Here is a 26,717-nt window from a genome sequence, read left to right on the forward strand (position 1 = left end):
ATATGAATCACAGTACAAATAAAATAAATCTTCAAGGAGATAGAAATGGAAAAAGCCATACTGAAAAGCTTTGCTTTACATTTGAAAAATCAGTTAACGCACGGTGTGATGGAGAAGATAACGGGAGATGAGGACCCATCTATAATAGAAGATATAGGATACAACTTATTTATCCGATTGATCTCCATTAGATTTATGGAAGTAAATCATTTTATCGGGTGGCATCTCAATCAAGATTTTAATGTAGTTGACTTTATAGATATATGCACTTATTTAGAAACAAAGATGCCGTATATATTCAATAGAACAGAAGAACATGTCTATGATTTATTGCCATCCAACATGTTTGGCAAGCACTCTATCATTTCATATTTGGTAGAAGGGATAGAAGAATCTTATTGGAAAATGGATTTTCATGAAGACGATTCAAAGAAAGGGTATGGCATAGAAATCATAGGGTGGCTTTATCAATATTATTTTTCAGATAAAAAAAATAAAATTTTCTCAAGTCTCAAGAAAGAGAAGTTGACGAAAATACATATTCCTACTGCGACTCAAATTTTTACCCCCAAATGGATTGTTCAGTATATGGTAGAAAACACCTTGGGGAAGTTATGGCTTGAGCACAATGGCAACAAAACAGTAGCTACAAATTGGAAGTATTTAATTCAAGAAAATAAGACGTATTGGAACGGTACAGACTCTAATTTGCTGCAAACAAAAGGTATAAACCCGGAGCAGATAAAAATACTAGATCCTGCCATGGGCAGTGGTCATATTCTATCCTACGCTTTCGATGTTTTATATGATATTTACCGAAGCTGTAATTATAAAGAGGAAGAAATACCGCTACTGATACTAGAAAAGAATCTCTACGGATTGGACATTGACGATAGAGTCAGCAAATTGGCTATGTTTGCACTTTTAATGAAAGCGATGAAAAAAAGTGTTGGTATATTGGAGGCTCATCCTAAATTCAACTTAATCGCGATTAAAGAAAGTGATGAGATTTTCGATGAAGTCATAGCGTATATAGAAACAATCAATATTAAAGATGCTAAAGGTGCAGCTTGTAAAGAAGATGTACTGTATTTAATCAATACTTTTCAAAATGCAAAGGAATATGGTGCATTATTAAATATCAATCCTATAGATTATGATTCTTTAGAGCGCTGGGAGGAAATAAAACCTATTATAGACAAGCTTTATTTTTTAATTCACCAAGGAAGAATTATGACGCAGGAATATGATGTAGTAATTACCAATCCGCCTTACAGTGGACTAAGACGCTTGAATTGCATCTTAAAACAATTTATTGAAGCGCATTATAAGGATTACAAATACGATTTATTTTCTGTGTTTATGGTAAAAAATATGAGGTATACTAGGAATAATGGAATCGCTGGATTTATGACGCCAAATGTATGGCAATTTATTTCCTCCTATGAAAATTTAAGAAAATATATTCTGGATCATTATCAATTAGTAAGTCTAATTCAACTAGGGGATGAGGGATTCAAGGATGCCTCTGTAGCCATCAGCACTTTTGTTATTAAAAAGTGCAAGGCCGATTCAAAAACGATTTTTATTAAGTTGAATAGTGAAGATAGTAAAGATACAAAAACTGTACAGAATAAAATTCGGAATTTCGATAAAGAACAATACGCTGTGGATCAAAGGATGTTTCACAACATTACTGGAAACAAGCTAGCTTTTTGGATTGGAGAAAAAACCATGGAAGTATTTAAAGGGGCAAATACCTTGGGAGATATTAGTAAGCCTAGACAGGGGATGGCAACTTCTGATAATCATAGATTTGTAAGATATTGGTATGAAGTGAATGCAGAAGAAATTTACTTTCCAGAGAAACAGGGAAAGGATAAAGAGTCCATATGGTTCCCTTATAATAAAGGTGGGGGAAAAAGAAAGTGGTACGGAAATAATATATTTGTTGTCAATTGGCAACATAATGGATATGAAATAAAAGAATATGCAAAGAGGTTGTATGGGAATTATAGCAGAACCATAAAGAATGAAAGCTTTTATTTTAGAAAAGGTATTACCTATACTTTTATTGGTCGGGATATTGCCCCAAGGTTTTCGCCAGAAGGATTTATTTTTGATGTAGCTGGATCCATGATATTTATGGAAGATGAAAAATTATATTATATTTTAGGGTTGTTGGGGTGTAAAGTTTCAAAACACTTAATGGCATTTATAAATCCTAGTCTAAATACACAGGTGGGTGATATAAAGAGCATTCCCATTGTCGATGTATTAGAGAAAACGATCGTAGAAAAAATTGAACAAATCGTTATAGAAAATATAAAGATGTCTAAGATGGATTGGGACGCCTATGAAATCTCTTGGGATTTTAAAAAGCATCCGTTTATAAGCTTTGCAGGAAGCTGTAAAAATATCAAAGAAGCTTATAGGATGTGGGAAGAGTGGACATATGATCAATTTTATCAGATGAAACGCAACGAAGAAAGGTTAAATCGTCTCTTTATTAGGATTTATGGCATAGAAGGGGAGCTTGCTCCAGAGGTTAATGAGAATGAAATAACCATAAGAAAAGCAAATAAAGAGCGAGATGTCCAATCTTTTATTTCTTATGCTATAGGTTGTATATTGGGACGATATTCTTTAGATGAAGAGGGGCTAATATATGGGGGAGGAAATTTTGAGCAGAAATTTAAGAAGAAAGATGGTATATGGTACATCTATACGAAAAAAGGATGGGTGAAATCCTCTATAATCATTACGGAGAAATTATGTTTAAATAATAGTTCCTGCCAACTCTATATTGTAGATAAATTTATTGATTTTCTTCAAACAGTTTTCGGGATAGAATCTTTAGCATACAATTTAACTTACATTGCCAGTATACTAGAACCAATGAGTTCGGAGCCAGCCATTGAAATCATCCAAAGATATTTTTCAAAACAATTTGTTCAAGAACATGTACGAATTTATCAAAATAAACCCATATATTTAGTGGTAGAGGATGAAAATGATCCCGAAGCCCTATACTTGATTTATGGACACCGATATAATAAAAATTGAGACGACTTTCAAGATACATAAATCATATACTAGCGATTGATATCAAATATACTTTGCCCAGATTCAAAATTAATCACGAATTCTAAGGTTGTTGTTGGATTGATGATGATAGATATAGATGCAGAAGCTGAATTCCTACGGGTTTCCGGTGAAAATCTAATATCAAAGGGAATACCAGCTTTAATAAGTAATGTAATCAATAGGTTAAATTGGGCAATTTGAAAAAGATCGTTGTTTAACATTTTTTTGAATATATCGGTAGATAACAACTGAACTAATTCTGGGTTAATAAATGGGTCCATTTACATTCTCCTTTAAATATGAGATACTCCGATTGGTATTATTCTATGTTACTTATGATCAGTTGTGCGTACAATTTCGCAGAGATGCAGTATGAAATCTTTATAAAATCTAGGAATTGAATTATATTTTTATAAATCTTAGACATACTAAACAAATATAGCGTTGAATTTTTAAATCTAATGAAGAAGGTGAAGACATTGAAGAAGGCACTATGTATTTTGATAATCCTAGCCAGTATTCCATTCATATTTGCAGGATGTACTTCAGGGAGAGAACCGGAAAATTCTATTATGGATGATAATACAAATTTAACTGGATCTCTTCTGAACAAAAACGAGAAAAATAGGGACGAACTTACGCTGGTGGAACTAAAAAACATATTAGAATCCAGTAATATGATAGAAGTCAAAGATATCAATGGCCAAATTATAGGAAAGGTTATGGAAGGAAAGAAAATCAATCAAATTGTAGAAAATATTTATGAATTTAAGGCAGATACAGATCACCAATACTCTTCGGAGGAAAATGTACTTGCCACCATCAATTTCTACCCATCAAATCATGAGGCGATCTATGGGTTGATTAAAGAAAAGTTCATTTACATAGAAGGATATTACTTTACCTCTAAAAATAGCGATATTAAAAAAATCATCGATTATTTTAATATAAACACAGAAGGAGAACCTGTAGTAGGAGACTAACAGGTTCTCTATTTGATTGTATCTAAAAAAGCCTTTAATATTTTTGCAGTAATTCCCCATATGACATAGTCATTATATTGATAAAAGTAAACAGGATACGTTCCAGCTTTCCAATCATAAGCCTTGCCATTTTGAACGAGGTGAAAAGGAAAGTCATCTGTAGCTTCGGTATGAATCATCATGGAGCTGACCTTTGGTTCCTGACGTAATAATTCTTCTATGGGCACCGTAAATATAGAAGAAACTTCGTGTTGATTAAAGTCCAACGCCCTAATGTCTACATCTTTTAAGATGCCACAAAATGAATATATGGCCATATTAAAAGGTGTAACCAAATAATCCAGCGCACTCATCACTTCAATATTATTTTCAAGAATATTTAATTCCTCCGATGTTTCACGTATTGCACACTCCATAGGAGTTTCATAGGGTTCGATTTTTCCACCAGGAAAACATATTTCACCGGGTTGCTTGCTCAGGGAAAGAGAACGAACTTGGAAAAGAATATGGCAGCTTTTATCGATTTCAACGATTGGAATAAGAACTGCCGACTCATGAACAATATCCAAAAGTACTGGCTTTTTATTATGTAATGCCTTTCTAATCAATTGAATGTCCATCATTAAAGACCTCCTCTCTTTATGTATTATACCATCAAAGGTTTTAAAAAGTCCAAATTGTATCCATAAATCCATTTTAATGCTTGGATTATATTTTAAGAATAGGTTACGTCCACCAGCATATCTATAGATTAAATAGAAGTTTTTTATTAGGAATGGAAAATCGAAAGGGGTACTCATTGATAATTTTAATAAAATTTATCCGTATAAATATTCAAAGATTTACTCCGAGATATTATTAGTGTAATAATCTGAGTACTTTCTTTATTCTGATCATGAATTTCTGGAAAGAATACGAAAATAGATTCATATTCATTTGTTTTAAAGTTCAAGACCTGAATGAACACAATTATTAAATTACATCGAGGTTTGTACATCCTTTCAAGAAGTCCTTACTTTAAAGGTTGGTGGCTCATACTTTAATTTAGACATTCATTATACCAGAGATTTTAATTTAGAGAAACGAAATAATTACAAAAAAGAAATAAAATGCTTGAAAATATTAAACAAATGTAATAAAATATACAGAAATCCCAGGAGGGATTTTGGTGAAAATTGAAAAACATCAATAGATATAGATGTAAAATAGATAAATATACGATATGTTGTATATTTATCTCTAAAAACTAAAAGTTATTTTTATAATAAAGCAGGATAAAGTTAAATTGTATAGAATACTTATAAAAATTAAAAAATTCTTAACTTTAAAACTTATTTAATATTTTGAAAGGGGGAATGCAAAAAAAGGATGGATTAAAAAAGTTTTGGACACAAAATATCATTAAGGGGGAAACAAGATGAAAAAAAGTATTGTATTATTATTGATTTTCACAATGGTAGTATCTACTTTCCTTATAGGGTGTGCACCTAAGGAACCAGCAGTAGTTGAACCAGGTACAGAGACGCCAGTAGCAAAACTTCCAGGAGCAGAGAGAGGTAATGTTTTAACAGTAGGTGGAACAAGTCCACAGGGTATATTTAACCCACTTACTTCTAGTACAGCGTATGATAGATATATCTATGACTTAATATTTACTTATCTACTAGAAGTTGAACCAAGCGGTGCTTTAACAACAGACGGTTCTTTGACTAAAGAATATACAGTGTCTGAAGACGGATTGGTATATACCTTTAAATTGAGAGAAGGTATTAAATGGCATGATGGAACTGATGTAACAGCAGATGACGTAGTGTTCAGTTACAATGCAATCTTTGCACCAGATTATAAGGGCAGACTATATATTGCAGGAATGCAAAGTATCGTTGGTGCTGACGATGTAAAAAAAGGAAATGCGAAAACTGCTGAAGGTGTTAAAGCTTTAGATAAGTATACCGTTGAGGTTACTGTAAATGAAGCTAGAGCAACTACCTTAAGACAAATAGCAGGTTTTTGTCCAATACCAAAACATTACTATGAAAAAGCAAGTGCAGATGAAATGGCTGCTTTAGATCGTGATCCATTAGGAAACGGCGCTTTTAAATTAAAGAAATACGAAGTTGAACAATACGTAGAATTAGAGCCAAACAAAGATTACTGGCAAGGAGCGCCAAAGCTTGATGGTATCATTTGGAAGGTCGTAGCTAGACAGAACGAGTTATCTGAGTTTGAAATCGGTTCTATCGATGCAGTGAACTTTGAAAACTCTAAGGAAAACTACGAAGTAATCGAAGGATATGAGCATTCTAATCTTTTGAATAACTGGAACAATGGTTATGCATATGCTGCATTTAACTTCAGCAACCCAATTTTCCAAGATAAGAACGTTAGACAGGCACTTGTTTACGGTTTAGACAGACATGGCTTCGTTAAATCCTTCTTTGGAGATTTGGGTGGAGAAGTTGCACATGCTCCAATTTCACCAGTATCCTGGGCATATCCAGATGCTAGCAAATTAAATCCATACGACTATAATCCACAGAAAGCAGGAGAATTACTCGATGCAGCTGGCTGGACTATGGGATCTGATGGATTTAGATATAAAGATGGAAAGAAATTAGCATTCAAATGGACATCTTACAGTGATTCAGAGTGGGCTGTAAAGATCACTGCACTAGCTGCAGACAATTGGAAACAAATCGGTGTTGATTGTACAATCGAGTTAATGGACTTTAACTCTTTATCAGAGTTAACGAATGATCCAGGAAATAAGGACAAATGGGATATGTTCAATATGGCTTGGAGCTTAACTGCAGACCCAGATATGTACTCTACATTCAGTAAAACTACATTTGCACCAGGGAATAACAAGGGCTTCTTTGAAAATGAAAAAATTGAAGAGTTAATGATTAGAGGTCAGGCGGAATTCGATCAAGCGAAGCGTAAAGATATTTATCAAGAGCTTGCAAAAGAATTTAACGAAGAACTACCATATATATTCGTTTATGTAAGAATGAATCCATGGCTAGTAAACAAGAGAGTTAAAAACTTTAACCCAACAGAATTTACTCAGTGGACACAAAATTCTCATTTAATAGAAATCGCTCAATAACTAAAAAACCTTAATTAACTTTATAAGCATATAGCCTAGGTTCCTAGGCTATATGTACTTATAAATCTCAGACGAGGAGGAATATATATGGGTAAATACATTGTAAGAAGACTTCTACAGCAAATCCCGATTTTAATTGGCGTTAGTATCCTGCTTTTTTCCATATTCCAATTAGCGCCAGGGTCACCCTTAGCATCCTTTTATGCAGATCCTAATATGACTGTAGAGCAAATGCAAAAACTAGAAGAAGCATATGGACTTAATAAGTCAGGGCCGGAACAATATTTGGACTATATTACAAATATGGTACAAGGAAACTTTGGTAGTTCCATACAATTGAAGCAACCGGTTTCAAAACTCATTGGCGAAAGAATGTGGGCAACATTCTATATCGCATTTGTATCTATGATTTTAAGTTTAATTATCGCCATACCAATTGGGGTAATCTCAGCAACAAAACAGTATTCCATATTTGATACGGCTGGAACTGTTTTTGCACTGATGGGAATATCCATTCCAGCTTTTTTCTTTGCATTACTTTTAATTAAAAAGTTTTCAATCGATATCCGCTGGTTCCCAATATCAGGTTTGGTAACCCCTGGTAGACCATTATCTTTTAGAACAAATTTTCCAGATATATTCAAACACAGTATATTACCGTTAGTAGTTCTTGGTTTAACTGGTGCAGGTAGCTTCATGAGATACACTCGATCCAGTATGCTGGAAGTAATCCGACAAGACTATATACGTACAGCGAGAGCAAAAGGTTTAAAAGAAAAGGTCGTTATTTATAAGCATGCTTTAAGAAATGCACTAATACCCGTAATTACTTTATTGGGGGCTTCTCTTCCTACGCTATTTTCAGGGGCGTTAATGACGGAGATGGTATTCGTACTTCCCGGAATAGGAAAATTACAGCATCAGGCAGTTTTACAAAGGGACTACCCGCTAATGATGGGAATCAACATGTTTTTAGCTATTTTTACCTTATTCGGTAACTTAATAGCAGACATATCCTATGCATTTGTAGACCCTAGAATAAGATTGGACTAAAAAGGGGGGGAAGAGTAATATGATAAGCGAAAAAAAAGAAACGACTAAAAAAGAAAATAAGAACTTGGCCACAGAAGCTACCGTGGTAGGTCCATGGAAAATCATGTGGAAACGTTTAAAAAGAAACAAACTGGCGATGCTTGGTCTAATAATGATCTCCATCATGGCCTTTGCGGCCATATTTGCGCCATTTTTAACCTCTTATGGACGTGATGCTACTGACCTCTTAAATTCAAATGCCAAGCCTAGTAGTGCGCATTTATTAGGAACAGATGCATTAGGAAGAGATATTCTAACACGATTATTATATGGTGGTAGGATCTCCCTTACTGTTGGTTTTGTTTCTACAGGGCTTAGAATTGTTATCGGAGTTTTACTGGGTGGTATTGCTGGTTACTATGGTAAAACTATAGATAACGTAATTATGAGGATCGCAGACGTTTTTGCATGTTTGCCATTTTTACCGATTGCAATCACTATTGTAGCAATGTTGAAGCCAAGTATTTATAATATGATGCTGGTACTGGCAATTTTAGGCTGGCCAGGTATCGCGCGAATTGTTCGAGCAGAGATTCTATCTTTAAGAGAACGAGAGTTTATGGAAGCGGCAACCGCTTTAGGTATCAGTGATATGAAAAAGATCATATCCCATTTGCTTCCAAATACAATGGCATCTGTCATCGTTTCGGCTACCATCGGAATCGCTGGTGCTATATTAACAGAATCATCTCTAAGCTTTTTAGGTTTAGGTGTAGCTCCCCCAATACCATCCTGGGGTAATATGTTAACAGATGCTCAAAGTCAATATGTGCTTAAATATCGTTGGTGGCAATGGATACCTCCTGGACTTTCAATATTTATAGCCGTTATGAGCTTAAACTTACTAGGGGACGGATTAAGAGATGCATTAGACCCAAGACTAAAACAATAGCTGAGGAGGTGTAAGTATGAAAAATTTATTAGAAGTAAAAAACTTAAAAACACATTTTTATACCGAAGATGGTATCGTTCCAGCAGTAAATGGCGTTGATTTTAATTTAAAGCCGGGAGAAACTTTAGGAATTGTAGGAGAGTCCGGGTGTGGAAAAAGCATTACTTCGATGTCTATTATGAGACTGATACCAACTCCTCCTGGAAAAATTGTTGGTGGGGAGATTCTTTTTGAAGATAGAGATATCGTAAAAATGTCTGAGGCAGAGATACGAAAGATCCGAGGAAATGATATTGCAATGATTTTTCAAGAACCAATGACATCCTTAAACCCTGTATTTACAATTGGCAGCCAAATTATGGAGGCTATAATGCTGCACCAAAAAATGGACAAGAAAGCGGCAAGAGGAAAATGTATTGAAATGCTAAGGCTAGTTGGTATACCCAGAGCAGATGAAGTGGTAGACGATTATCCGCATCAATTTAGTGGTGGTATGAGACAGAGAGCTATGATCGCTATGGCGCTTTCTTGTAATCCGAAGCTTTTGATTGCAGATGAGCCGACTACAGCACTAGATGTTACCATTCAGGCTCAGATTATAGAGCTTATGAAGGAGTTAAAGGAAAAATTAAATACTGCGATTATGTTGATTACGCACGACTTAGGTGTTGTTGCTGAAATGGCAGATCACGTTATCGTTATGTATGCAGGAAGAATTGTAGAGGATGCAAACGTTATCGATTTGTTTAAAGATCCCAAGCATCCCTATACGATTGGTTTAATGAAATCGAAACCAAGTTTAGAAGGCAGTGCTAAAAGGCTGGATGTAATACCAGGAAGCGTACCGAATCCTTTAGCGATGCCAGAAGGTTGCTCATTCCACCCAAGATGTAGCCACGCTATGGAAGTTTGTAAAAAGCAAGTTCCAGAATTGACATCCATAGGCGGCGGACGTAAGGTTCGTTGTTGGCTATATAATAATGAAAGAGAGGTGGAATAGATGGCAGAATTGATAAAGGAGACAGAAAATTTAGTTGTCGTCAAAAACCTAAAAAAATATTTTCCAATCAAAGGTGGATTTTTAAAGCGTACAATCGGTCATGTACGTGCTGTAGAAGACATATCCTTCACAATTAAAAGAGGAGAGACCCTAGGGATTGTAGGGGAATCTGGCTGTGGGAAATCTACAACAGGACGAACGATACTCAATCTCCTAGAAAAAACAGATGGTGAAGTTTATTATAGAGGAAAAGAAATTTTTGGTCTTTCAAAGGAAGAGTTGATTCAGCTACGAACTAAAATGCAAATCGTATTTCAGGATCCATATAGCTCGCTGAACCCACGCTTGACAGTAGCTCAAATTGTTGGCGAGGCTTTAGTACACCACGGTATGGCTAAAAAAGGAAAAGAAGTCAATGATAGAGTGAGCGATATTATAGAAAAATGTGGTCTTGCACCCTACCATATCAGAAGATATCCGCATGAGTTCAGTGGTGGTCAAAGACAACGGATCGGTATAGCGAGAGCTTTAGCTCTGAATCCTGAATTTATCGTATGTGATGAGCCGGTTTCTGCGCTGGACGTTTCTATTCAATCGCAGGTTATCAACTTATTGATGGATCTTCAAGATGAAATGGGATTAACGTACCTATTTATATCCCACGACTTAAGTGTTGTAAAACATATCAGCGATAGAATTGGGGTAATGTATTTAGGAAGTATGGTTGAGCTAACCACGAAGGATGAGCTTTATAAATCACCATTACACCCGTATACACAGGCCTTATTATCTGCTATTCCTGTTCCAGATCCTACGATTAAAAGAAACCGAATCATATTGAAGGGAGATATTCCTAGCCCTGCAAATCCGCCAACAGGATGCAGATTTCATACGAGATGCCCTCATACAACAGAACGGTGCAAAGTCGAAATTCCTGAATTTAGAGAAGTGGCACCAGAACATTTTGTTGCTTGTCATTTAATATAATATATTGTAGTCTATAACTAAAGAACGGAGGGAAAAGAGCATGTTTAGAAAAAAAAGACAGAATGAAGGCCCCAAGTATTCAGAAAATGGCTTAGAGGATGACTTGGTATTTGATTGGACAGATATATTAGCGTTCATTATAGCAGCTTTTCAAGTGTTATTTCCTTACGTTGTAGGCGTTGTAGGCTCCTATCTCGTTGTTGTATTTTTATTAAGCCTCTGGATTAAATAATGTTGTATACGAAAATAAAATTTGTTCTCTCAGGTTCACAAACTTTATGTCCCACATAATTCTAGAAAGAGCTTAGAGTTCAAGTGCTCAAAATAAGATAAGGAGGGAATATTCTCTCCTTATCTTATTGCATAAAACAAGGGTTGATTATATAGTAGAATAGAGGAAAGAATAAATTGTAGGAGATGATATCAGATGGTAGGAAAAACAATGGAAGAGATCAAAATAGGTGACACGGCAAGTTTCGAGAAAACAATCACGGAAACCGATGTGTACTTGTACGCAGGAATTACTGGCGATTTAAATCCTGCTCATATCAATCAGGTTGAGGCAGAAAAGACGATGTTTAAAGGTAGAATTGCTCATGGAATGCTGACAGCTGGACTCATATCTGCAGTTTTAGGAATGCACCTCCCAGGACCTGGAACTATTTATTTGGCACAAGAATTAAAGTTTTTAGCACCAGTTAGAATCGGTGATACCGTAAAGGCTCAGGTGGAAGTGATCGAGATTATTGAAGAGAAGAAAAGAGTAAAGCTAAAAACCACATGTACAAACCAAGAGGGCACCTTAGTGTTAGATGGTGTTGCCACCGTAATGCCACCAAAAGGAAAATAGTAGAAAGTAGAAGTACATTATTTTGATTATAAGAGATTAAATGGACCTAAGATTCAAATGAAATATTGGAATAAAAACCAAAATAATACCTTTAAGTAAAAAAAAGGTATTATTTTTTTATGGAATATTTGAACAATTCTGTTCAAATTCATATTTTGTTAAGAAAAATTAAAAAGTACGGTATATTTTTTGAAGATTTATAAAAGAAGAAAAAATGAAGTTAAGACATGAAATATTGAAAAATCGGTAGGTATAAAACCGATATAATTTTGGTTAAAAAAATGACGAAGTTCAGCAATTCCAAATGTTAAGATATCTTAAGAAACTCGTATTCTTCTTGCAATGCTTACGAATACAGGTATATAATAGCTTTAATTTAGAAAATGCAAATGCTTATCGATTTTAAATTCTGCATGAAAAATTGCAAATATACAAAAAAGATAGGACTCGCATTTTTTATTATTAAATAAGCATTGTATATAATGAGGGAGGAAAAAAAGAATGTTTAAAAACAAGAAAATACTATCGTTAGTTAGTATGATGATTGTACTGATGTTAGCAGCTGTAGGCTGTGGCAAAGGCAGTGAAAACGCTAATGGCGGTAACGGCACAGTAAAAGATACATTAATTGTAGCGCAAGGTGCAGACGCTAAAACATTAGACCCACATGCATCGAACGATAACCCATCTTCAAGAGTAATCAAGCAAATTAATGAAACATTAGTAGTGCAAGATGAAAATATGGAGTTACAACCAGGACTTGCGGAATCTTGGGAAAAAATTGATGATTTAACATTTGAATTTAAATTAAAGCAAGGTGTTAAGTTCCACAACGGTGAAGAACTGAAAGCAAGTGATGTTAAATTCACATTATTAAGAGCTTTAGAGTCTCCGAATGTAGGACACATTGTTGGAGCAATCAATAAAAATGCAATTGAAATCGTAGACGATTACACAATTAGAATTGCAACAACAGAACCATTTGCTCCATTACTTGCTCATTTAGCACATACAGGCGCAAGTATTTTAAATGAAAAAGCTGTAACAGAAGCTGGCGATGATTATGGTCAAAAGCCAGTGGGTACAGGTGTATTTAAATTTGAGAACTGGATCAATGGTGACGAAATCAATTTAGTTCGATTCGAAGAATACCATGGTGAAAAAGCTAAAGTAGAAAAAATCAAATTTAGAAATATTGCAGAGGCAACAAATAGAACAATCAACCTTGAAACTGGTGAAGTAGACATTGTATATGATGTTTTACCAACGGATATGAAGAGAGTAGAAGAAAATGATAAATTAACATTAATGAGACAATCAAATTTATCAACAAACTATATTGGATTTAACGTTCAAAAGAAACCATTTGATGATGTAAGAGTACGTCAAGCAATCAACCATGCAATTGATATGGAATCTATTATTGAAGCAGTAATGCAAGGTGTAGGTAGTGTTGCTTACGGACCTTTAGGACCAAATGTTTGGGGTTCCAACCAAAACTTAAAACCATATGAGTACGATGTACAAAAAGCAAAAGAATTAATGAAAGAAGCAGGTCTTGAAAATGGATTTACAACATCTATTTGGACAAATGACAGTAAAACAAGAATGGATATCGCAGAAATCGTACAAAACCAATTAAAAGAAATTAATATTACAACTGAAGTAAAAGTAGTTGAGTGGGGAGCTTACCTAGATGGAACAGCTGCTGGAGAGCATGATATGTTCATCTTAGGTTGGGGTACTGTAACAGGAGATCCAGATTACGGTCTATATGCATTATTCCATTCTTCACAATTTGGAGACGCTGGTAATAGAACATTCTATGCGAACCCAAAAGTAGACGAATTATTAGAAAAGGCTAGAGTAAGTGTAGACCAAGCAGAAAGAGAAGCATTATATTTAGAAGCGCAAGAAATCATCAGAGATGATGCTCCGTGGATTTTCTTAAACAATAGTGAAAACGTAGATGGTGTAAGAAGTAATGTAAAAGGATTCGTACAACATCCAGCTGGACACCATAGATTAAATTCAGTATATTTTGAGTAATACAAACTAAATAACTACAAGGGATAGGGTCATAACAATAAATGACCCTATCAACCTATAGTTAGTAGAAAGTAAAAATGGAATAGTTTGAAAATTCAGGAAGGAGGATTCATAGTGCATAAATATATTATTAAGAGAATTGCGATGCTAATTCCCGTTATGTTGGGTGTATCCTTTATTGTATTTACATTGATGTATATGACACCAGGAGATCCAGCAAAGATTATGCTAGGTGAATCAGCACCGAAGGAAGAAGTTGAAAAATTAAGAGAGGAATTAGGGTTAAATGATCCATTCCTTGTTCAATATGGAAATTATGTAAAAAAGGCAGTATTTGATCAAGATATCGGTCGTTCCTATGCAACAAAGCGACCTGTAGCAAATGAAATTATGTCTAGATTCCCAGCTACTTTAAAGCTAGCATCCATCGGGGTTTTAGTAGCGGTATCAATCGGTATTCCAGTAGGAATCATATCTGCAACAAAACAATATACAATATTTGACCAGGTAAGTATGGTACTGGCTTTAGTAGGGGTTTCAATGCCAAACTTCTGGCAAGGACTGATGCTCATTCTACTATTCTCAGTAAAACTAGGATGGCTACCAGCCTCTGGCTTTACCAGTCTAAAACACATGGTATTACCAGCCCTTACTTTAGGAACAGGATCTGCAGCCACAATTACACGTATGACTCGATCCAGTATGCTTGAAGTCATTCGTGCCGATTATATTAGAACTGCCAGAGCAAAGGGACAAGCAGAGTCCGTTGTAATCAATACCCATGCATTAAAGAATGCACTTATTCCAATTATTACAGTTGTAGGTCTTCAATTTGGAGGACTTTTAGGCGGGGCTGTATTAACCGAATCTATCTACTCAATTCCAGGGGTAGGACGTTTAATGGTAGATTCAATTAAATCAAGAGACTTCCCGATTGTACAAGGTGGCGTATTATTCATTGCGATTACTTTTAGTGCAATAAACCTTCTTGTAGATATTCTATATGCCTTTGTAGACCCTAGAATCAAATCACAGTACAAATAAATAGAGAATATAACATTTCAATCGGAAAAGGAGGCAAATTTATGTCATTAGAAAAAACATCTACTAAAACCATAGATGTTACAAATAACAATGCTGCAAAGAAAAAGAAAAAAACAGGACCTTGGCGAGACGTGTTCAATCGATTAAAGAAAAACAAAATGGCAATGTTCGGCCTAGTTATTATTATTCTTTTAGTGTTCCTTGCACTTTCTGCGGACTTTATAGCGCCATACGGATACGATGATCAAAATCTAAAGGATCGATTAATCTCACCAAACTCACAGTATTTATTAGGAACAGACAACTTTGGTAGAGATATTTTAAGCCGTATTATTTATGGATCAAGAATCTCCCTACAGGTAGGATTTATCGCCGTAGGTATTTCAGCCATCATAGGCGGAGCCTTGGGCTCTATTGCAGGATACTATGGTGGTAGACTAGATAACTTCATCATGAGAGCTATGGATATTCTCCTTGCAATTCCAAGTATATTACTTGCCATATCCATTGTAGCAGCTCTAGGACCAGGATTACAAAACGTAATGATCGCTGTAGGGATTGGATCCATTCCGTCCTATGCCCGTATCGTTAGAGCATCGGTATTATCCATAAGAGATCAAGAATTCGTTGAAGCAGCCAGAGCTGTAGGAGCAAACGACTTTAGGATCATTACAAAACATATTCTGCCAAATGCAATGGCACCAATTATCGTACAAGCAACATTAGGTGTTGCAGGAGCAATATTATCAGCAGCAGGACTAAGCTTTATTGGACTTGGAATTCAACCACCAACACCAGAGTGGGGAGCAATGTTATCCAGTGGGCGTGAGTATCTGAGAGATAACTGGTATGTAGCAACTTTCCCAGGACTCGCAATCATGATTACAATATTTGCTCTCAATCTACTAGGAGACGGTTTAAGAGATGCACTTGACCCTAGATTAAAGAACTAATCTAAAAAGGATAGGAGTGTAAAAATATATGAGCAAAGAGAATTTATTAGAGATAAGAAATCTAGCCATCCATTATATGGCAGAAGATGGAACAGTGAGAGCCGTAGAAGATATGAACCTAGAAGTAGGAACAGGAGAAACCCTAGGCCTTGTAGGAGAAACAGGTGCAGGAAAGACAACGACAGCCTTAGGGATCATGCAGCTAGTTCCAAACCCTCCGGGTAAAATCGTAGATGGAGAAATCTTCTTCGAAGGAGAAGACCTCCTAAAGAAAAATCAACAAGAGCTTAGAAAGATCAGAGGAAACAAAATATCCATGATTTTCCAAGACCCAATGACATCATTAAACCCGGTTATGACCGTAGGCGATCAAATTGGAGAAGTAATCAAGCTGCATCAAAAAGTAAATGCAAAAGAAGCCTTAATAAAGGCACAAGAAATGCTTGAAAAAGTAGGGATACCAGGAGCAAGAGCAAAAGACTACCCACACCAATTCAGTGGAGGAATGAGACAGAGGGTAGTAATCGCTATCGCCTTAGCCTGTAACCCAGCACTTCTAATAGCCGATGAGCCAACGACAGCGTTAGACGTAACAATTCAAGCTCAAGTACTAGAATTGATGAAAAACTTAAAGAAAGAATTCAAAACATCCATGATTATGATTACCCATGATCTAGGAATCGTTGCAGATATATGCGATAAAGTAGCCATCATGTATGCAGGAAAGGTAGTAGAATATACCGATAAGAGAAGCTTATTTACAGCGCCAAAGCATCCGTATACAGTGGGACTATTCAACTCCATACCAAATATAGAAGAAGATGAAGATCGACTAAAGCCAATCAAAGGACTAATGCCAGACCCTACAAACCTGCCATCAGGATGTCCATTCCATCCAAGATGTCCAAAGGCGACCGAAGAATGCAGCAAGAGAGTACCAAAGGCAACAGAAGTAGAACCGGGACATTACGTAAACTGTCTATTATATGAAAAATAGGATAAAAAAACAGGAGGTGAAAAAATGGCAGAAAAATTAATAGAAGCTAGAAATCTGAAGAAATACTTCAATACAAAAAAAGGATTACTTCATGCAGTAGATGATGTAAACTTTTATATCAATAAAGGAGAAACCCTAGGATTGGTTGGAGAATCCGGGTGCGGTAAATCAACTACAGGTAGAGTTGTATTAAGACTGCTAGAAGCAACGGATGGAGAAATTATATTCGAAGGCAAAGATATTTTGCAGTTCAATAAAGAACAAATGAGACAGATGAGACAAGAGATGCAGATTGTATTCCAAGACCCATTTGCATCACTCAACCCAAGAATGAGCCTTTCCGATATTATAGCAGAGCCATTGGTTGTAAACAAAGTATTTAAAGACAAAGCCGATATGCATAAGAGAGTAAGAGAGCTTATGGAAACCGTAGGTTTAGCAGAAAGATTAGCCAATGTATTCCCACACGAGTTAGATGGTGGAAGAAGACAAAGGATCGGTATTGCAAGAGCCTTGGCCCTAAAACCAAAATTTATCGTACAAGACGAGCCTGTATCTGCCTTAGACGTATCCATTCAAGCACAGATATTAAACCTGATGGATGACTTGCAAAAAGAAATGGGGCTGACCTATTTATTCATATCCCATGACCTGAGCGTTGTAAAGCACGTAAGTGATAGAATTGCGGTAATGTATTTAGGAAAAATAGTGGAACTGACAGATTACAAAACCATATTCAAGACACCGCAGCATCCATATACACAAGCGTTACTTTCGGCGATTCCAGTACCGCAAATCGATGTACAAAGAGACCGAATCCTTCTAGAAGGAGACGTGCCAAGCCCAGTGAATCCAGCACCAGGCTGCCGTTTCTATGGAAGATGTAAGTACAGACAAGAAATTTGTAAACAAGAAATGCCAGAGCTAAAAAATATCGGTAATGAAACCTATGTAGCATGTCATTTTACTGGTAATTTAAAGCCTGCGAAAAAGTAGTCCTATAACGAATAGGAAAAGTTCTACTTATAAAGTATTTTCGAAGGAGAATTTTACCGTAAATGAGTTTCAAAAAAGGCTTCCTTGTAACGCTTCTATAGAAGCCTTTTTTACAGCAAAATGTAATGAATAAAAAATTCACCTTAGATTAAAGAATCTCTATTAGGGTATGATACTAATAGGCGTTGGATTTAATCTAATATAGGATAGATGTATTCTTGAAAAAGAAAAATTCATCCGTCCTATATCATAGGTGGATTTTTATTTTCCCCATTTTAAATTTTAATTGAGGTTTAGAATGGAGCACATCATCAATGTTATGAGGTTGTACGGAGTACGTATACTTTATAGAATAGAGGGAAGGTTGGGAGGCTTAATATGAAAATATATACTAAAACAGGCGATCGTGGCGAAACGAGCTTATACGATGGAAAAAGAGTCAAAAAAGATGATATACGGGTGGAAAGCTATGGCACCATTGACGAATTAAACTCTGCGCTGGGCTTGGCGAGAAACTTTATAGAAGATCAAGAAATTGTGGAGATAATTTATGGCATACAGAGAGAGTTATTTAATGTTGCAGGTGAATTAGCCACAGAAAACACAGATAATTTTAAAGGGAAGGTTGATGAAACCCAGATTCAAGCTTTAGAAAAAATCATCGATGATTATTTAGAAAAAATGCCAAAAATGGATAAATTCATCATTCCAGGCTCAAATAAAGCTTCTGCTAGTTTACATGTTGCTAGAACTGTATGTAGAAGAGCGGAACGACGGATATTAACTTTTAGTAGAGAAGAAGATGTTAGCCCTTTATTGATTAAATATGTAAATAGATTATCAGATACCATCTATGCATTGGCAAGGTATTTGGAAAGCGATTTAAGATATGTAGATTTTAAAAAATAAATGACAATCTAAATGCGAATATTCATATAAAATTTATAAAAAACATTCAGAAAAATAGAATACTGTGTTATAATTGAGGAAATTGCATGACCTATAATTTCCTCAATTTTTTTGTGGAATAAAAACAATAAAGTATTTTTAAGTAAATTTTACTTTGAAAAATAGAAAGGGTGGTTATATGTATAATGATGTAGAAGAAGTGTTATTTTCTAAGGAAGACATCGCAAAGAAAGTGAAAGAATTAGGGGAGATAATCTCTAAGGATTATAAAGAAAATGATGATTTGGTAATCATAGGCGTACTAAAGGGAGCCAATGTATTTATGGCAGATTTAATGCGTGAGATTACAATCCCTGTATATATTGATTTTATGGCTGTATCCAGCTATGGATACTCTACAGAGAGCTCTGGTATTGTAAGAATATTAAAGGATTTAGATTTAGAGATCGAAGGAAAACATGTACTTATTATTGAAGACATCATAGACACAGGATTAACGCTGAAATATTTAACAGATAATTTAAAATCAAGAAATACGAAAAGTGTGAAGATCTGTACATTGCTAGATAAACCTGTCAGAAGAAAATGTGACTTAAAAGTAGATTATATGGGATTTGAAATTCCTGACAAGTTTATTGTTGGCTATGGAATTGATTATGGGGAGCGTTATAGAAACCTACCTTACGTAGCTTCTTTAAAGCCAGAGGTATACAACAAATAAATTGGTAAAAAGATGCGATTAAATCTTATAACCTGAATAGAAAGTCAAAGATATATTCATAATATAAGAAAAGCTCCTAAAAACGCTGAAGCTTTTCTTGAACTTTACTATGGGTATCCATCAAATTTATTCAAGGAGGATTTAATATGCAAAACACAAATTTTGAAGATATAAAATCTAGATTTATTAATGCGGACCTAGATGAGAAAATTGAGATTTATACCACGACTTCGGGGCTTACAGTTGACCAGTTTAAAGAACTTTTAAAGCATTTTCCACTACAACATCTAGATAAATTAGAAAAAGCCATGGCTTAAAAATTATAAAGGCCCTCTATGAATTTCTATAGGGGGCCTTTATTTTGAGTATTTGAAATTGTACCCACAATAAAGAATCAGCTTTATTTCGGAATAAATTGACTATTAATGGAAAAAATACAAATAGTATTGCCATCGTTATTCAATTTCAAATATATAGGAGGAAAAAAATGAAAAAAATAGATTCTTTTTTTAAGTTCATAAGCAGCCAATTGAAAGGAAGTAACCGTAGTAGAGGGAATAGCTTAAGATTTAGAAATTATTATCTTAGTGTGAAAGATGACAAAAGGAATAATGTAGCAAAGATAGTTGATTATTCTATGTGGAGAATATGCCTGTTCTTTCTTATGTTCATATATATATATTCCAAAATAAATAAACTGTCCATATCTATTTTGATTTCAACATTTAGCTTTATTCTTGTACACAAAATAGCCATAAAAGGTCGGGAACATAAATTTCAACAAATGAAGGAACAGAAAAGACGCTATATCGGCAGTCAAAAAGTTTATAATGAAATTATGAACAAAACCACAGATGAAATGAAGGTGTATATCAAAAAAGTATTCGGTGTTATGGGCTTCACTGAATTGAATTTTAAAAAGGTAGATCAGCGTCATATATTATTAAACTCTGTATACAAAGAAGAGAAAATTATGTTATTATTTAATATATATAAAAATGATCTCGACGTAGAACTGAAAGAAGTGAAAGAGTTCATCGATGGTATGAGTGATAGCGGTATAAAAAAAGGAATACTGATTACAACTTCTGATTTTACAAAGGATAGTTACAACTATATTAAAAACTTTAACGAAAACTACTCTATATTATTATTAAATAAAGATAAATTTTTAAAAATTATTGAAAATAGAGGATTATTTCCAACTGGTGAAGAAATTGATGAGATGATAGAGAGCAAGATTAGCAAGAGGCATAAAAATTGGGATAAATATAAGAAAGCCGCTATGTCTAAAGGTAAAGTAAAAAGCTATATTGCTTTGAGTATCTATTTGATAATAGCTGCTTGGTATACAACTTTTACTGTATATTATATGGTGATTTCAGGTTTAATATTGGCTTTTGCGGTCATTACTTTTTTATTGAATAGAAGAGAAGAGGAAGAGGACACCATTGATTTTGAAAAGCTATTAAATGATATGTAGGCCGATTAAAAGGGGGGATATGCTATGACATATAGCGATGGTAAAATAAAAGCATTGGTTGATATTTCTACCATGGTGACTAGTACAGACAATTTTTTTAAAATAAAGGACGATATTATAAGGAGAATGTTGGAAGTAATTTTCCCTGCGAAAGCCTGCGTAAATTTATTTACCGATGACTATAAACATGCACACTTAGTTTGTTCTGCAAGCTTAGACTTTATTCCCGTTTACTTTAATGTAAACAAAAAAGAGGGCAAGAAGATTCCATTTGAAACGTACCCACCCTATATCCACGAAGCGATCAACGAAAAGAAAATGGTATGGGTCAAGGATATCTATAAGGATGAACGATCCAGGGATGAAATATTCTTGGCAAAGAATGAAGGATATCAATCTCGTATTGTTTTCCCCCTCATATCCAATAGTAACGTTATAGGATTTATGACTTGCTTTTTAATTGATGAAAGTGATAAATATAGTGATAGTGATGTGGACTTTATTGCTTCTGTAGCATCTTTGATCGGATTGTCCATTGAAATTACAAAACGCAAAAAGGAATCTGACTTTATCATTAAGAAATTAAGAGGTTCTTTAAACCTGATAAATAAAGCTGTAGATGAGCTTTATACAAATTTTAACTTAAGTACGTTTCTTCAATTATTAAGTAAACAGATTAAGAATATTACCTTTAGTGAATCCGCTATTATTGTGATGAAGGATGTTAATAAGAATATTTACTACGAAAGTATTCATGGAGAAAATGCAGATTTAAAAAGAATTGTAGAAGAGATTCATCTGCAGTTGAAAGAAGAAAAAAAGACATCGGTGAATGCAAAATATTTTACTAAGGATGATATCCTTAACATTAATGAACACTATGGTATTGATAGTATGCTCTATCATAACTTGGTGATTGAAGGAGAAGCCGTGGGTTATATTGCTGTGGCAAATGCAATCAAATATAACGATGAAGATTTAAAAATACTGAATATATTTGCATCTCAAATCATATTTGCAATTGAACGATATAAAACTTCTGAAAAGTTATTTGAACATAAAATGATGGAAAAAGAATTAGAGCTTGTGCAAGAAAAGCAGTTATTAATAATGCCAAATAATAATATTCTGTTGCCAAACAAAACAAAGATATCCTATTATTTCTATCCGACGGCTAATTTAGGTGGAGACTTTTGTGATATTTTCTTTATTAATGAACACGCCCTATGTATTTTTGTAGCCGATGTTATGGGGCATAGTATTTTAGCCAACTATTTTTCTGCCATGATTAAGGGTGCCCTAAAATCTTGTATCGACGAGGAAAAAAGTGCTGGAGAAATTCTGACGATCATCAATCATAATTTATATGAGGATTTTAATTCTCTAGATATCTATGCTACGGTAAGACTGGCCATTGTTGATATTAATTAATAATAATCGAACGAATATTGCAAATGGTGGTCATCATTTTCCAATCGGTATAAAAAAAGTTGGTGATGCCATTATAGCGGAAGAGATCGTACATAACAGAGGTCTACCATTGGGAATTTTCCATGATACAAAATATGAGGATGATTACTATGATGTGTGGGAATATGAATTGGTTTGTATATTTACAGATGGTATCATTGAAGCCTATGGCGCTGAGGGAGAAATGTTTGGCGTTGAAAGACTGAAGGAAATTTTAGTGGAGAACTATGACAAAGATAACGATGAAATCAATAGCAAGGTCAGAGAGGCGCTATTAAACCATACCAATCAATCGGAACCTACGGATGATATGATGCTGATTATATTGAACAATATCAGAAGTGCATAAAGAGAGGACAGCCCCTCTCTTTTCTATATGTAGAGACTGGATTTTCATATATGGGCTGAATTTTTATTGCTTGAGGGAGGAGAATACATGCTTAGATATTTGTCTGCAGGAGAGTCCCATGGGAAGGGATTGATTGCAATTATTGAAGGATTGCCTTCGAATATTCCAATGGATATAAATCGGATCAATGCAGATTTAGGGCGAAGGCAGCAAGGCTTTGGCCGAGGAAATCGAATGAAAATAGAGAAGGACCGTGTTGAAATTCTATCGGGGGTGCGAGATGGAAAAACCTTAGGTACACCTTTAACGTTAATGATCGAAAACCTTGATTATAAAAACTGGACCTCAATTATGAGTGTTGAAAAACTAGAGAAACAGAATATCATTGTAGAGCCTCGCCCAGGTCATGGCGATTTGGTTGGATCTCTAAAGTACAATCATAAGGATATCCGAAATGTCATTGAACGGACAAGTGCCAGAGATACAGCGATCCGAACAGCAATTGGTGCGGTTGTAAAGCAGTTTTTATCCATATTTGATATTGAGATCCTAAGTCATGTAATATCCATCGGAAGAGCGCACTATGTGCCTTTTGTAGAAGATCTATTTCAATATAAAAGCCAGATAGAAGCATCTCCCGTTCGATGTCTCAATCCGACCATAGAAGAAAGAATGATGGGGGAGATTCAAAGGGCGAAGGAAACGGGCGATTCTTTGGGCGGAGTATTTGAGGTAATCGTAAGAAATGTTCCCATTGGTATTGGAAGCTATGCCCACTTTGATAGAAAATTAGATGGCATCTTAGCCCAAGGTCTTATGAGCTTACAGGCCATTAAGGCTGTTGAGATTGGCAATGGAATTGAAGGAAGCAGCAAAATGGGGTCTCAGTTCCATGACGAAATAAAATATTCTGAAGCCAAGGGATATTATCACGATACAAATCGAGCCGGTGGAATAGAGGCAGGTGTTAGCAATGGAGAAGACATCCTCATCAGAGGATACATGAAACCAATTCCCACGCTGATGAAGCCGCTAAAAACGGTGGATATGGGCACGAAGGAAGTGAAGGAAGCCATCATAGAAAGAAGTGATAACTGTGCAGTTCCTTCGGCAGCTGTAGTCGCTGAGGGTATATGTGCCTTTGCCATCGCCAAGGAATTTTTAGAGAAATTTCGTGGCGATAGTATTGAAGAAGTTGAGTGGAATTACGAAAGATATATGAATTATTTAAGGAGCAGATAGTATGCTGGAAACAAAGATAAATCTAGGGAAAGTCACCTATCCTTTATATATGGGAAGAAATTTATTAGACAATTTGGATGTTTTAATAGAGGATCACATTGAAGGAAAAACTGTATTTTTACTTACAGAAGATAATGTTTTTAAATATTACGGCAATCCATTGCTCGAAAAACTTAAATCGAGTAGATTCAAATACCATATTATTGAATCTGGAGAAACGAGCAAATCCATAGATACCTATGGGGAAATTATCCATGAGCTTACGGAAAACAAACAGGATCGGGATACCATTATTCTTGCTTTGGGTGGTGGTGTTATTGGTGATTTGGGTGGATTTGTAGCCTCTACCTATATGAGGGGGGTTGATTTAATCCATATTCCTACCACACTTTTAGCTCAGATTGATAGCAGCATTGGAGGAAAAACTGGCATAAATTTTGGTGCAATTAAAAATTTACTAGGTACATTTTACCATCCTAGGGCTGTCTATATGGACCTATCTACCTTGGACACATTGCCCAAAAGAGAATATATTGCCGCATTTGGAGAAATAATAAAATACGGCTTAATCGGTGATTATGACTTGTTACTAGATTTAGATCAACATCATAGGGCATATTTGGATAGAACGAGAAGTGTGGATGATTTAATATTGAAATGTATTCGAATGAAAGAAAACATTGTATTAAAAGATGAAAGAGATTCTGGAATGAGACAGGTGTTAAATCTAGGCCATACCTTCGCTCATGGCTTAGAATCTTCTACAAATTTTCAAAAATTTCTTCATGGAGAAGCGGTAGCTCTAGGATTAATTTTTGCCAGTAACCTATCCCTGAAATTGAAATTTATCGCTGAAGAATATCATCAGTTTGTAAATCAATTGATATATAAATATTTTTCTGATCGATATATTTTGCAATTGGATACGGAAGGTATAGTGGAGGCCATGACTATGGATAAAAAAAATAAAGAACATCGTATTACTTTCATACTGCCTGTAGATAAAGAGAAGGTAGAGATATTTAAAAATATACCCATAGAAATAGTGGAAGAATCTTTGGAGGAAATAAAGTATGGATTTCGTTGTAAATAAGATAGAAGCCATCAGCGGTAGCGTTAAAGTTCCAGGAGACAAATCAATTTCACACAGGAGTATCATTCTTGGAAGCATCAGTAAAGGGACAACCTACGTCCGAGATATCCTATTATCGGAGGATGTCCAACGAACCATAGGCTTTTTTAAAAAGCTAGGGGTATCCATAGAGCAGAAAAATAAGGTCATAGCCCTTAAGGGAATGGCGATTGAAGATTTTAGACCATATACACAGGAATTGGACATGGGCAATTCTGGCACGTCGGCTCGATTGCTATTGGGACTAATCAGTGGTAGCCCTCACGCCTATGTACTGAATGGTGATCCTTTTCTAAAAAAAAGACCAATGAAAAGAGTCACAAAACCCTTAGAACAAATGGGCGCTCATATTGAATATTTAGAAAGAGAAGACCTGCTACCGATTAAAATTAAGGGTGGTAATCTCCGGGGAATTCATTACAAACTTCCTGTAGCCAGTGCACAGATTAAATCCGCTCTCATTTTAGCAGGGCTGCACTGTAGTGGAAAAACGGTAATAGAAGAGCCCGTTGCAACGCGAGATCATACAGAAATCATGATCCAACATTTCGGCGGTACAGTAGAAAAAAATAATCATTTCATTCAAATAAAAGGTAATCAGAGATTATTAGCCAATGAAGTCCTGGTTCCAGGAGATATTTCATCTGCAGCCTTTTTATTGGTATTATCAGCCATTGTACCTAAGGCAGAGTTGATGATTGAAGATGTCGGGTTAAATCCTACCAGAAGTGGTATCCTTCATGTACTAGAATCCATGGGTGCTCGTATGGAGATCCTAGAAGAACGTGTCGTCAATGGAGAACGGGTTGGAAACATCTTAATTCGCCACAGTTGCTTAAAGGCAGTAACTATAGAAGGCGATATTATTCCGACTTTAATCGACGAGATACCAATTTTAGCAGTGGCTGCGACCCAAGCAGAAGGTATTACTGTAATCAGAGATGCTCAGGAGCTGAAAGTAAAAGAGTCCAATCGAATCGATACGGTAGTATCACAACTGAAAAAGATGGGTGCAAACATAGAAGCAAGCCACGATGGTATGATCATACAAGGACCTACAAAGCTGAAAGGTGCAACCATTGATAGTGAATTTGACCATAGAATTGCCATGGCATTTGCCGTTGCAGGAATGGTGGCTGAAGGAGAAACCAAAATTCTAAAATCTGAATGCATTGCCGTATCCTTTCCTGAATTCACGGAGATCTTAAAGAAAATATCCAAATAAGCTTTATACATAGATGCCATAACCTAGATCATGTGCGCCATATTGCCCTTTGTTGAAAAATTGACTATAAATATATTATGTAAACTAAAACGAATAAGTTAAGTTTTCTGTGAAGAATAAAAGGATGTTTGATTTTTAACGGAAAAC

The 26,717-nt window shown here is 35.3% G+C and carries 25 protein-coding genes; 23 read left to right on the forward strand and 2 right to left on the reverse strand.

The annotated features are described in order from the left end of the window. The first annotated feature begins 45 nt into the window (after positions 1-45). Positions 46-3,066 (forward strand): BREX-1 system adenine-specific DNA-methyltransferase PglX, encoded by a 3,021-nt coding sequence (gene pglX / locus CLOS_RS06905; protein ID WP_012159194.1) that lies wholly within the window; start codon positions 46-48, stop codon positions 3,064-3,066. A gap of 29 nt (positions 3,067-3,095) precedes the next feature. On the opposite strand, the gene CLOS_RS06910 is transcribed toward pglX, so the two are convergent. Then, the gene (locus CLOS_RS06910) at positions 3,096-3,368 is read right to left on the reverse strand and encodes a hypothetical protein (protein ID WP_012159195.1); all 273 of its coding nucleotides are present in this window, start codon (positions 3,366-3,368) and stop codon (positions 3,096-3,098) included. A gap of 180 nt (positions 3,369-3,548) precedes the next feature. Here CLOS_RS06910 and CLOS_RS06915 point away from each other — a divergent pair, with 180 nt between their 5' ends. Beyond that, positions 3,549-4,070, forward strand: coding sequence for a hypothetical protein (locus CLOS_RS06915; RefSeq protein WP_198006341.1), 522 nt, complete (start codon positions 3,549-3,551; stop codon positions 4,068-4,070). Positions 4,071-4,078: 8 nt separating this feature from the next. Here the strand turns inward: CLOS_RS06915 and CLOS_RS06920 are convergent, their stop codons facing one another. After that, positions 4,079-4,693, reverse strand: a complete 615-nt coding sequence (locus tag CLOS_RS06920; protein ID WP_012159197.1) for an NUDIX hydrolase — start codon at positions 4,691-4,693, stop codon at positions 4,079-4,081. Positions 4,694-5,487: 794 nt separating this feature from the next. Here CLOS_RS06920 and CLOS_RS06925 point away from each other — a divergent pair. The 21 genes from CLOS_RS06925 (at position 5,488) to aroA (ending at position 26,570) form a co-directional block, all read left to right on the forward strand. Continuing rightward, the gene (locus CLOS_RS06925) at positions 5,488-7,179 is read left to right on the forward strand and encodes an ABC transporter substrate-binding protein (RefSeq protein WP_012159198.1); all 1,692 of its coding nucleotides are present in this window, start codon (positions 5,488-5,490) and stop codon (positions 7,177-7,179) included. 87 nt (positions 7,180-7,266) lie between these two features. After that, the gene (locus tag CLOS_RS06930) at positions 7,267-8,232 is read left to right on the forward strand and encodes an ABC transporter permease (protein WP_012159199.1); all 966 of its coding nucleotides are present in this window, start codon (positions 7,267-7,269) and stop codon (positions 8,230-8,232) included. A gap of 19 nt (positions 8,233-8,251) precedes the next feature. Next, positions 8,252-9,163 carry an oligopeptide ABC transporter permease gene (gene opp4C / locus CLOS_RS06935; RefSeq protein ID WP_012159200.1) on the forward strand — a complete coding sequence of 304 codons (912 nt, stop codon included), beginning with the start codon at positions 8,252-8,254 and terminating at the stop codon, positions 9,161-9,163. A 16-nt stretch (positions 9,164-9,179) separates the two neighbouring features. Then, complete coding sequence (locus CLOS_RS06940; protein WP_012159201.1) at positions 9,180-10,163, forward strand: ABC transporter ATP-binding protein; 984 nt, start codon at positions 9,180-9,182, stop codon at positions 10,161-10,163. After that, positions 10,164-11,150 (forward strand): ABC transporter ATP-binding protein, encoded by a 987-nt coding sequence (locus tag CLOS_RS06945; RefSeq protein ID WP_012159202.1) that lies wholly within the window; start codon positions 10,164-10,166, stop codon positions 11,148-11,150. A gap of 40 nt (positions 11,151-11,190) precedes the next feature. Beyond that, positions 11,191-11,382, forward strand: a complete 192-nt coding sequence (locus CLOS_RS06950; protein ID WP_041719088.1) for a hypothetical protein — start codon at positions 11,191-11,193, stop codon at positions 11,380-11,382. Positions 11,383-11,577: 195 nt separating this feature from the next. Further along, positions 11,578-12,000: a MaoC family dehydratase gene (locus CLOS_RS06955; protein ID WP_012159203.1), complete on the forward strand. Its 423-nt coding sequence runs from the start codon at positions 11,578-11,580 to the stop codon at positions 11,998-12,000. Positions 12,001-12,501: 501 nt separating this feature from the next. Then, positions 12,502-14,049, forward strand: coding sequence for a glutathione ABC transporter substrate-binding protein (locus CLOS_RS06960; protein WP_012159204.1), 1,548 nt, complete (start codon positions 12,502-12,504; stop codon positions 14,047-14,049). Positions 14,050-14,163: 114 nt separating this feature from the next. Then, on the forward strand, positions 14,164-15,093 hold the full coding sequence (gene nikB, locus CLOS_RS06965) for a nickel ABC transporter permease (protein WP_012159205.1): 930 nt from the start codon (positions 14,164-14,166) through the stop codon (positions 15,091-15,093). 41 nt (positions 15,094-15,134) lie between these two features. After that, the gene (locus CLOS_RS06970; protein ID WP_012159206.1) at positions 15,135-16,046 is read left to right on the forward strand and encodes an ABC transporter permease; all 912 of its coding nucleotides are present in this window, start codon (positions 15,135-15,137) and stop codon (positions 16,044-16,046) included. 28 nt (positions 16,047-16,074) lie between these two features. Continuing rightward, positions 16,075-17,043 (forward strand): ABC transporter ATP-binding protein, encoded by a 969-nt coding sequence (locus tag CLOS_RS06975; protein ID WP_012159207.1) that lies wholly within the window; start codon positions 16,075-16,077, stop codon positions 17,041-17,043. A gap of 24 nt (positions 17,044-17,067) precedes the next feature. Next, entirely contained in the window at positions 17,068-18,039 is a 972-nt protein-coding gene (locus CLOS_RS06980; protein WP_012159208.1) for an ABC transporter ATP-binding protein, read from the forward strand. 378 nt (positions 18,040-18,417) lie between these two features. Then, on the forward strand, positions 18,418-18,948 hold the full coding sequence (locus CLOS_RS06985; RefSeq protein ID WP_012159209.1) for a cob(I)yrinic acid a,c-diamide adenosyltransferase: 531 nt from the start codon (positions 18,418-18,420) through the stop codon (positions 18,946-18,948). 178 nt (positions 18,949-19,126) lie between these two features. Then, positions 19,127-19,669, forward strand: coding sequence for a hypoxanthine phosphoribosyltransferase (hpt, locus tag CLOS_RS06990; protein ID WP_012159210.1), 543 nt, complete (start codon positions 19,127-19,129; stop codon positions 19,667-19,669). Between the two features lie 146 nt (positions 19,670-19,815). Beyond that, entirely contained in the window at positions 19,816-19,986 is a 171-nt protein-coding gene (locus CLOS_RS16040; protein WP_012159211.1) for a hypothetical protein, read from the forward strand. 467 nt (positions 19,987-20,453) lie between these two features. Further along, a complete protein-coding gene (locus CLOS_RS06995; RefSeq protein WP_198006342.1) occupies positions 20,454-21,152 on the forward strand; it encodes a restriction endonuclease in 699 nt (232 codons plus the stop codon). Between the two features lie 24 nt (positions 21,153-21,176). After that, the gene (locus CLOS_RS07000) at positions 21,177-22,583 is read left to right on the forward strand and encodes a GAF domain-containing SpoIIE family protein phosphatase (RefSeq protein ID WP_041719091.1); all 1,407 of its coding nucleotides are present in this window, start codon (positions 21,177-21,179) and stop codon (positions 22,581-22,583) included. Beyond that, positions 22,570-22,971 carry a PP2C family protein-serine/threonine phosphatase gene (locus tag CLOS_RS16315; protein WP_198006343.1) on the forward strand — a complete coding sequence of 134 codons (402 nt, stop codon included), beginning with the start codon at positions 22,570-22,572 and terminating at the stop codon, positions 22,969-22,971. The genes CLOS_RS07000 and CLOS_RS16315 overlap by 14 nt, the downstream gene beginning before the upstream one ends. An 87-nt stretch (positions 22,972-23,058) precedes the next feature. After that, positions 23,059-24,213 (forward strand): chorismate synthase, encoded by a 1,155-nt coding sequence (aroC, locus tag CLOS_RS07010; RefSeq protein WP_012159213.1) that lies wholly within the window; start codon positions 23,059-23,061, stop codon positions 24,211-24,213. A 1-nt stretch (position 24,214) separates the two neighbouring features. Next, positions 24,215-25,306: a 3-dehydroquinate synthase gene (gene aroB, locus CLOS_RS07015; protein WP_012159214.1), complete on the forward strand. Its 1,092-nt coding sequence runs from the start codon at positions 24,215-24,217 to the stop codon at positions 25,304-25,306. Then, positions 25,287-26,570, forward strand: a complete 1,284-nt coding sequence (aroA, locus tag CLOS_RS07020; RefSeq protein ID WP_012159215.1) for a 3-phosphoshikimate 1-carboxyvinyltransferase — start codon at positions 25,287-25,289, stop codon at positions 26,568-26,570. Before aroB ends, aroA begins: the two co-directional genes overlap by 20 nt. The last annotated feature ends 147 nt before the right edge of the window (positions 26,571-26,717 follow it).

Origin of the sequence: Alkaliphilus oremlandii OhILAs (assembly GCF_000018325.1) — a bacterium.
Classification (GTDB): Bacteria; Bacillota; Clostridia; order Peptostreptococcales; family Natronincolaceae; genus Alkaliphilus_B; species Alkaliphilus_B oremlandii.

Excerpts from the sequence above, each read along its gene's own strand:
- CLOS_RS06910 (WP_012159195.1), bottom strand. The coding sequence starts at position 3,368 with ATGGACCCATTTATTAACCCAGAATTAGTTCAGTTGTTATCTACCGAT.
- aroC (WP_012159213.1), top strand. The coding sequence starts at position 23,059 with ATGCTTAGATATTTGTCTGCAGGAGAGTCCCATGGGAAGGGATTGATT.
- aroA (WP_012159215.1), top strand. The coding sequence starts at position 25,287 with ATGGATTTCGTTGTAAATAAGATAGAAGCCATCAGCGGTAGCGTTAAA.
- CLOS_RS06930 (WP_012159199.1), top strand. The coding sequence starts at position 7,267 with ATGGGTAAATACATTGTAAGAAGACTTCTACAGCAAATCCCGATTTTA.
- CLOS_RS06950 (WP_041719088.1), top strand. The coding sequence starts at position 11,191 with ATGTTTAGAAAAAAAAGACAGAATGAAGGCCCCAAGTATTCAGAAAAT.
- CLOS_RS06970 (WP_012159206.1), top strand. The coding sequence starts at position 15,135 with ATGTCATTAGAAAAAACATCTACTAAAACCATAGATGTTACAAATAAC.
- CLOS_RS07000 (WP_041719091.1), top strand. The coding sequence starts at position 21,177 with ATGACATATAGCGATGGTAAAATAAAAGCATTGGTTGATATTTCTACC.
- CLOS_RS16040 (WP_012159211.1), top strand. The coding sequence starts at position 19,816 with ATGCAAAACACAAATTTTGAAGATATAAAATCTAGATTTATTAATGCG.
- opp4C (WP_012159200.1), top strand. The coding sequence starts at position 8,252 with ATGATAAGCGAAAAAAAAGAAACGACTAAAAAAGAAAATAAGAACTTG.
- CLOS_RS06995 (WP_198006342.1), top strand. The coding sequence starts at position 20,454 with ATGAAGGAACAGAAAAGACGCTATATCGGCAGTCAAAAAGTTTATAAT.
- CLOS_RS06980 (WP_012159208.1), top strand. The coding sequence starts at position 17,068 with ATGGCAGAAAAATTAATAGAAGCTAGAAATCTGAAGAAATACTTCAAT.
- aroB (WP_012159214.1), top strand. The coding sequence starts at position 24,215 with ATGCTGGAAACAAAGATAAATCTAGGGAAAGTCACCTATCCTTTATAT.
- hpt (WP_012159210.1), top strand. The coding sequence starts at position 19,127 with ATGTATAATGATGTAGAAGAAGTGTTATTTTCTAAGGAAGACATCGCA.
- CLOS_RS06925 (WP_012159198.1), top strand. The coding sequence starts at position 5,488 with ATGAAAAAAAGTATTGTATTATTATTGATTTTCACAATGGTAGTATCT.
- CLOS_RS06985 (WP_012159209.1), top strand. The coding sequence starts at position 18,418 with ATGAAAATATATACTAAAACAGGCGATCGTGGCGAAACGAGCTTATAC.
- CLOS_RS06920 (WP_012159197.1), bottom strand. The coding sequence starts at position 4,693 with ATGATGGACATTCAATTGATTAGAAAGGCATTACATAATAAAAAGCCA.
- pglX (WP_012159194.1), top strand. The coding sequence starts at position 46 with ATGGAAAAAGCCATACTGAAAAGCTTTGCTTTACATTTGAAAAATCAG.
- CLOS_RS06940 (WP_012159201.1), top strand. The coding sequence starts at position 9,180 with ATGAAAAATTTATTAGAAGTAAAAAACTTAAAAACACATTTTTATACC.
- CLOS_RS06945 (WP_012159202.1), top strand. The coding sequence starts at position 10,164 with ATGGCAGAATTGATAAAGGAGACAGAAAATTTAGTTGTCGTCAAAAAC.
- CLOS_RS06960 (WP_012159204.1), top strand. The coding sequence starts at position 12,502 with ATGTTTAAAAACAAGAAAATACTATCGTTAGTTAGTATGATGATTGTA.
- CLOS_RS06955 (WP_012159203.1), top strand. The coding sequence starts at position 11,578 with ATGGTAGGAAAAACAATGGAAGAGATCAAAATAGGTGACACGGCAAGT.
- CLOS_RS06975 (WP_012159207.1), top strand. The coding sequence starts at position 16,075 with ATGAGCAAAGAGAATTTATTAGAGATAAGAAATCTAGCCATCCATTAT.
- CLOS_RS06915 (WP_198006341.1), top strand. The coding sequence starts at position 3,549 with ATGAAGAAGGTGAAGACATTGAAGAAGGCACTATGTATTTTGATAATC.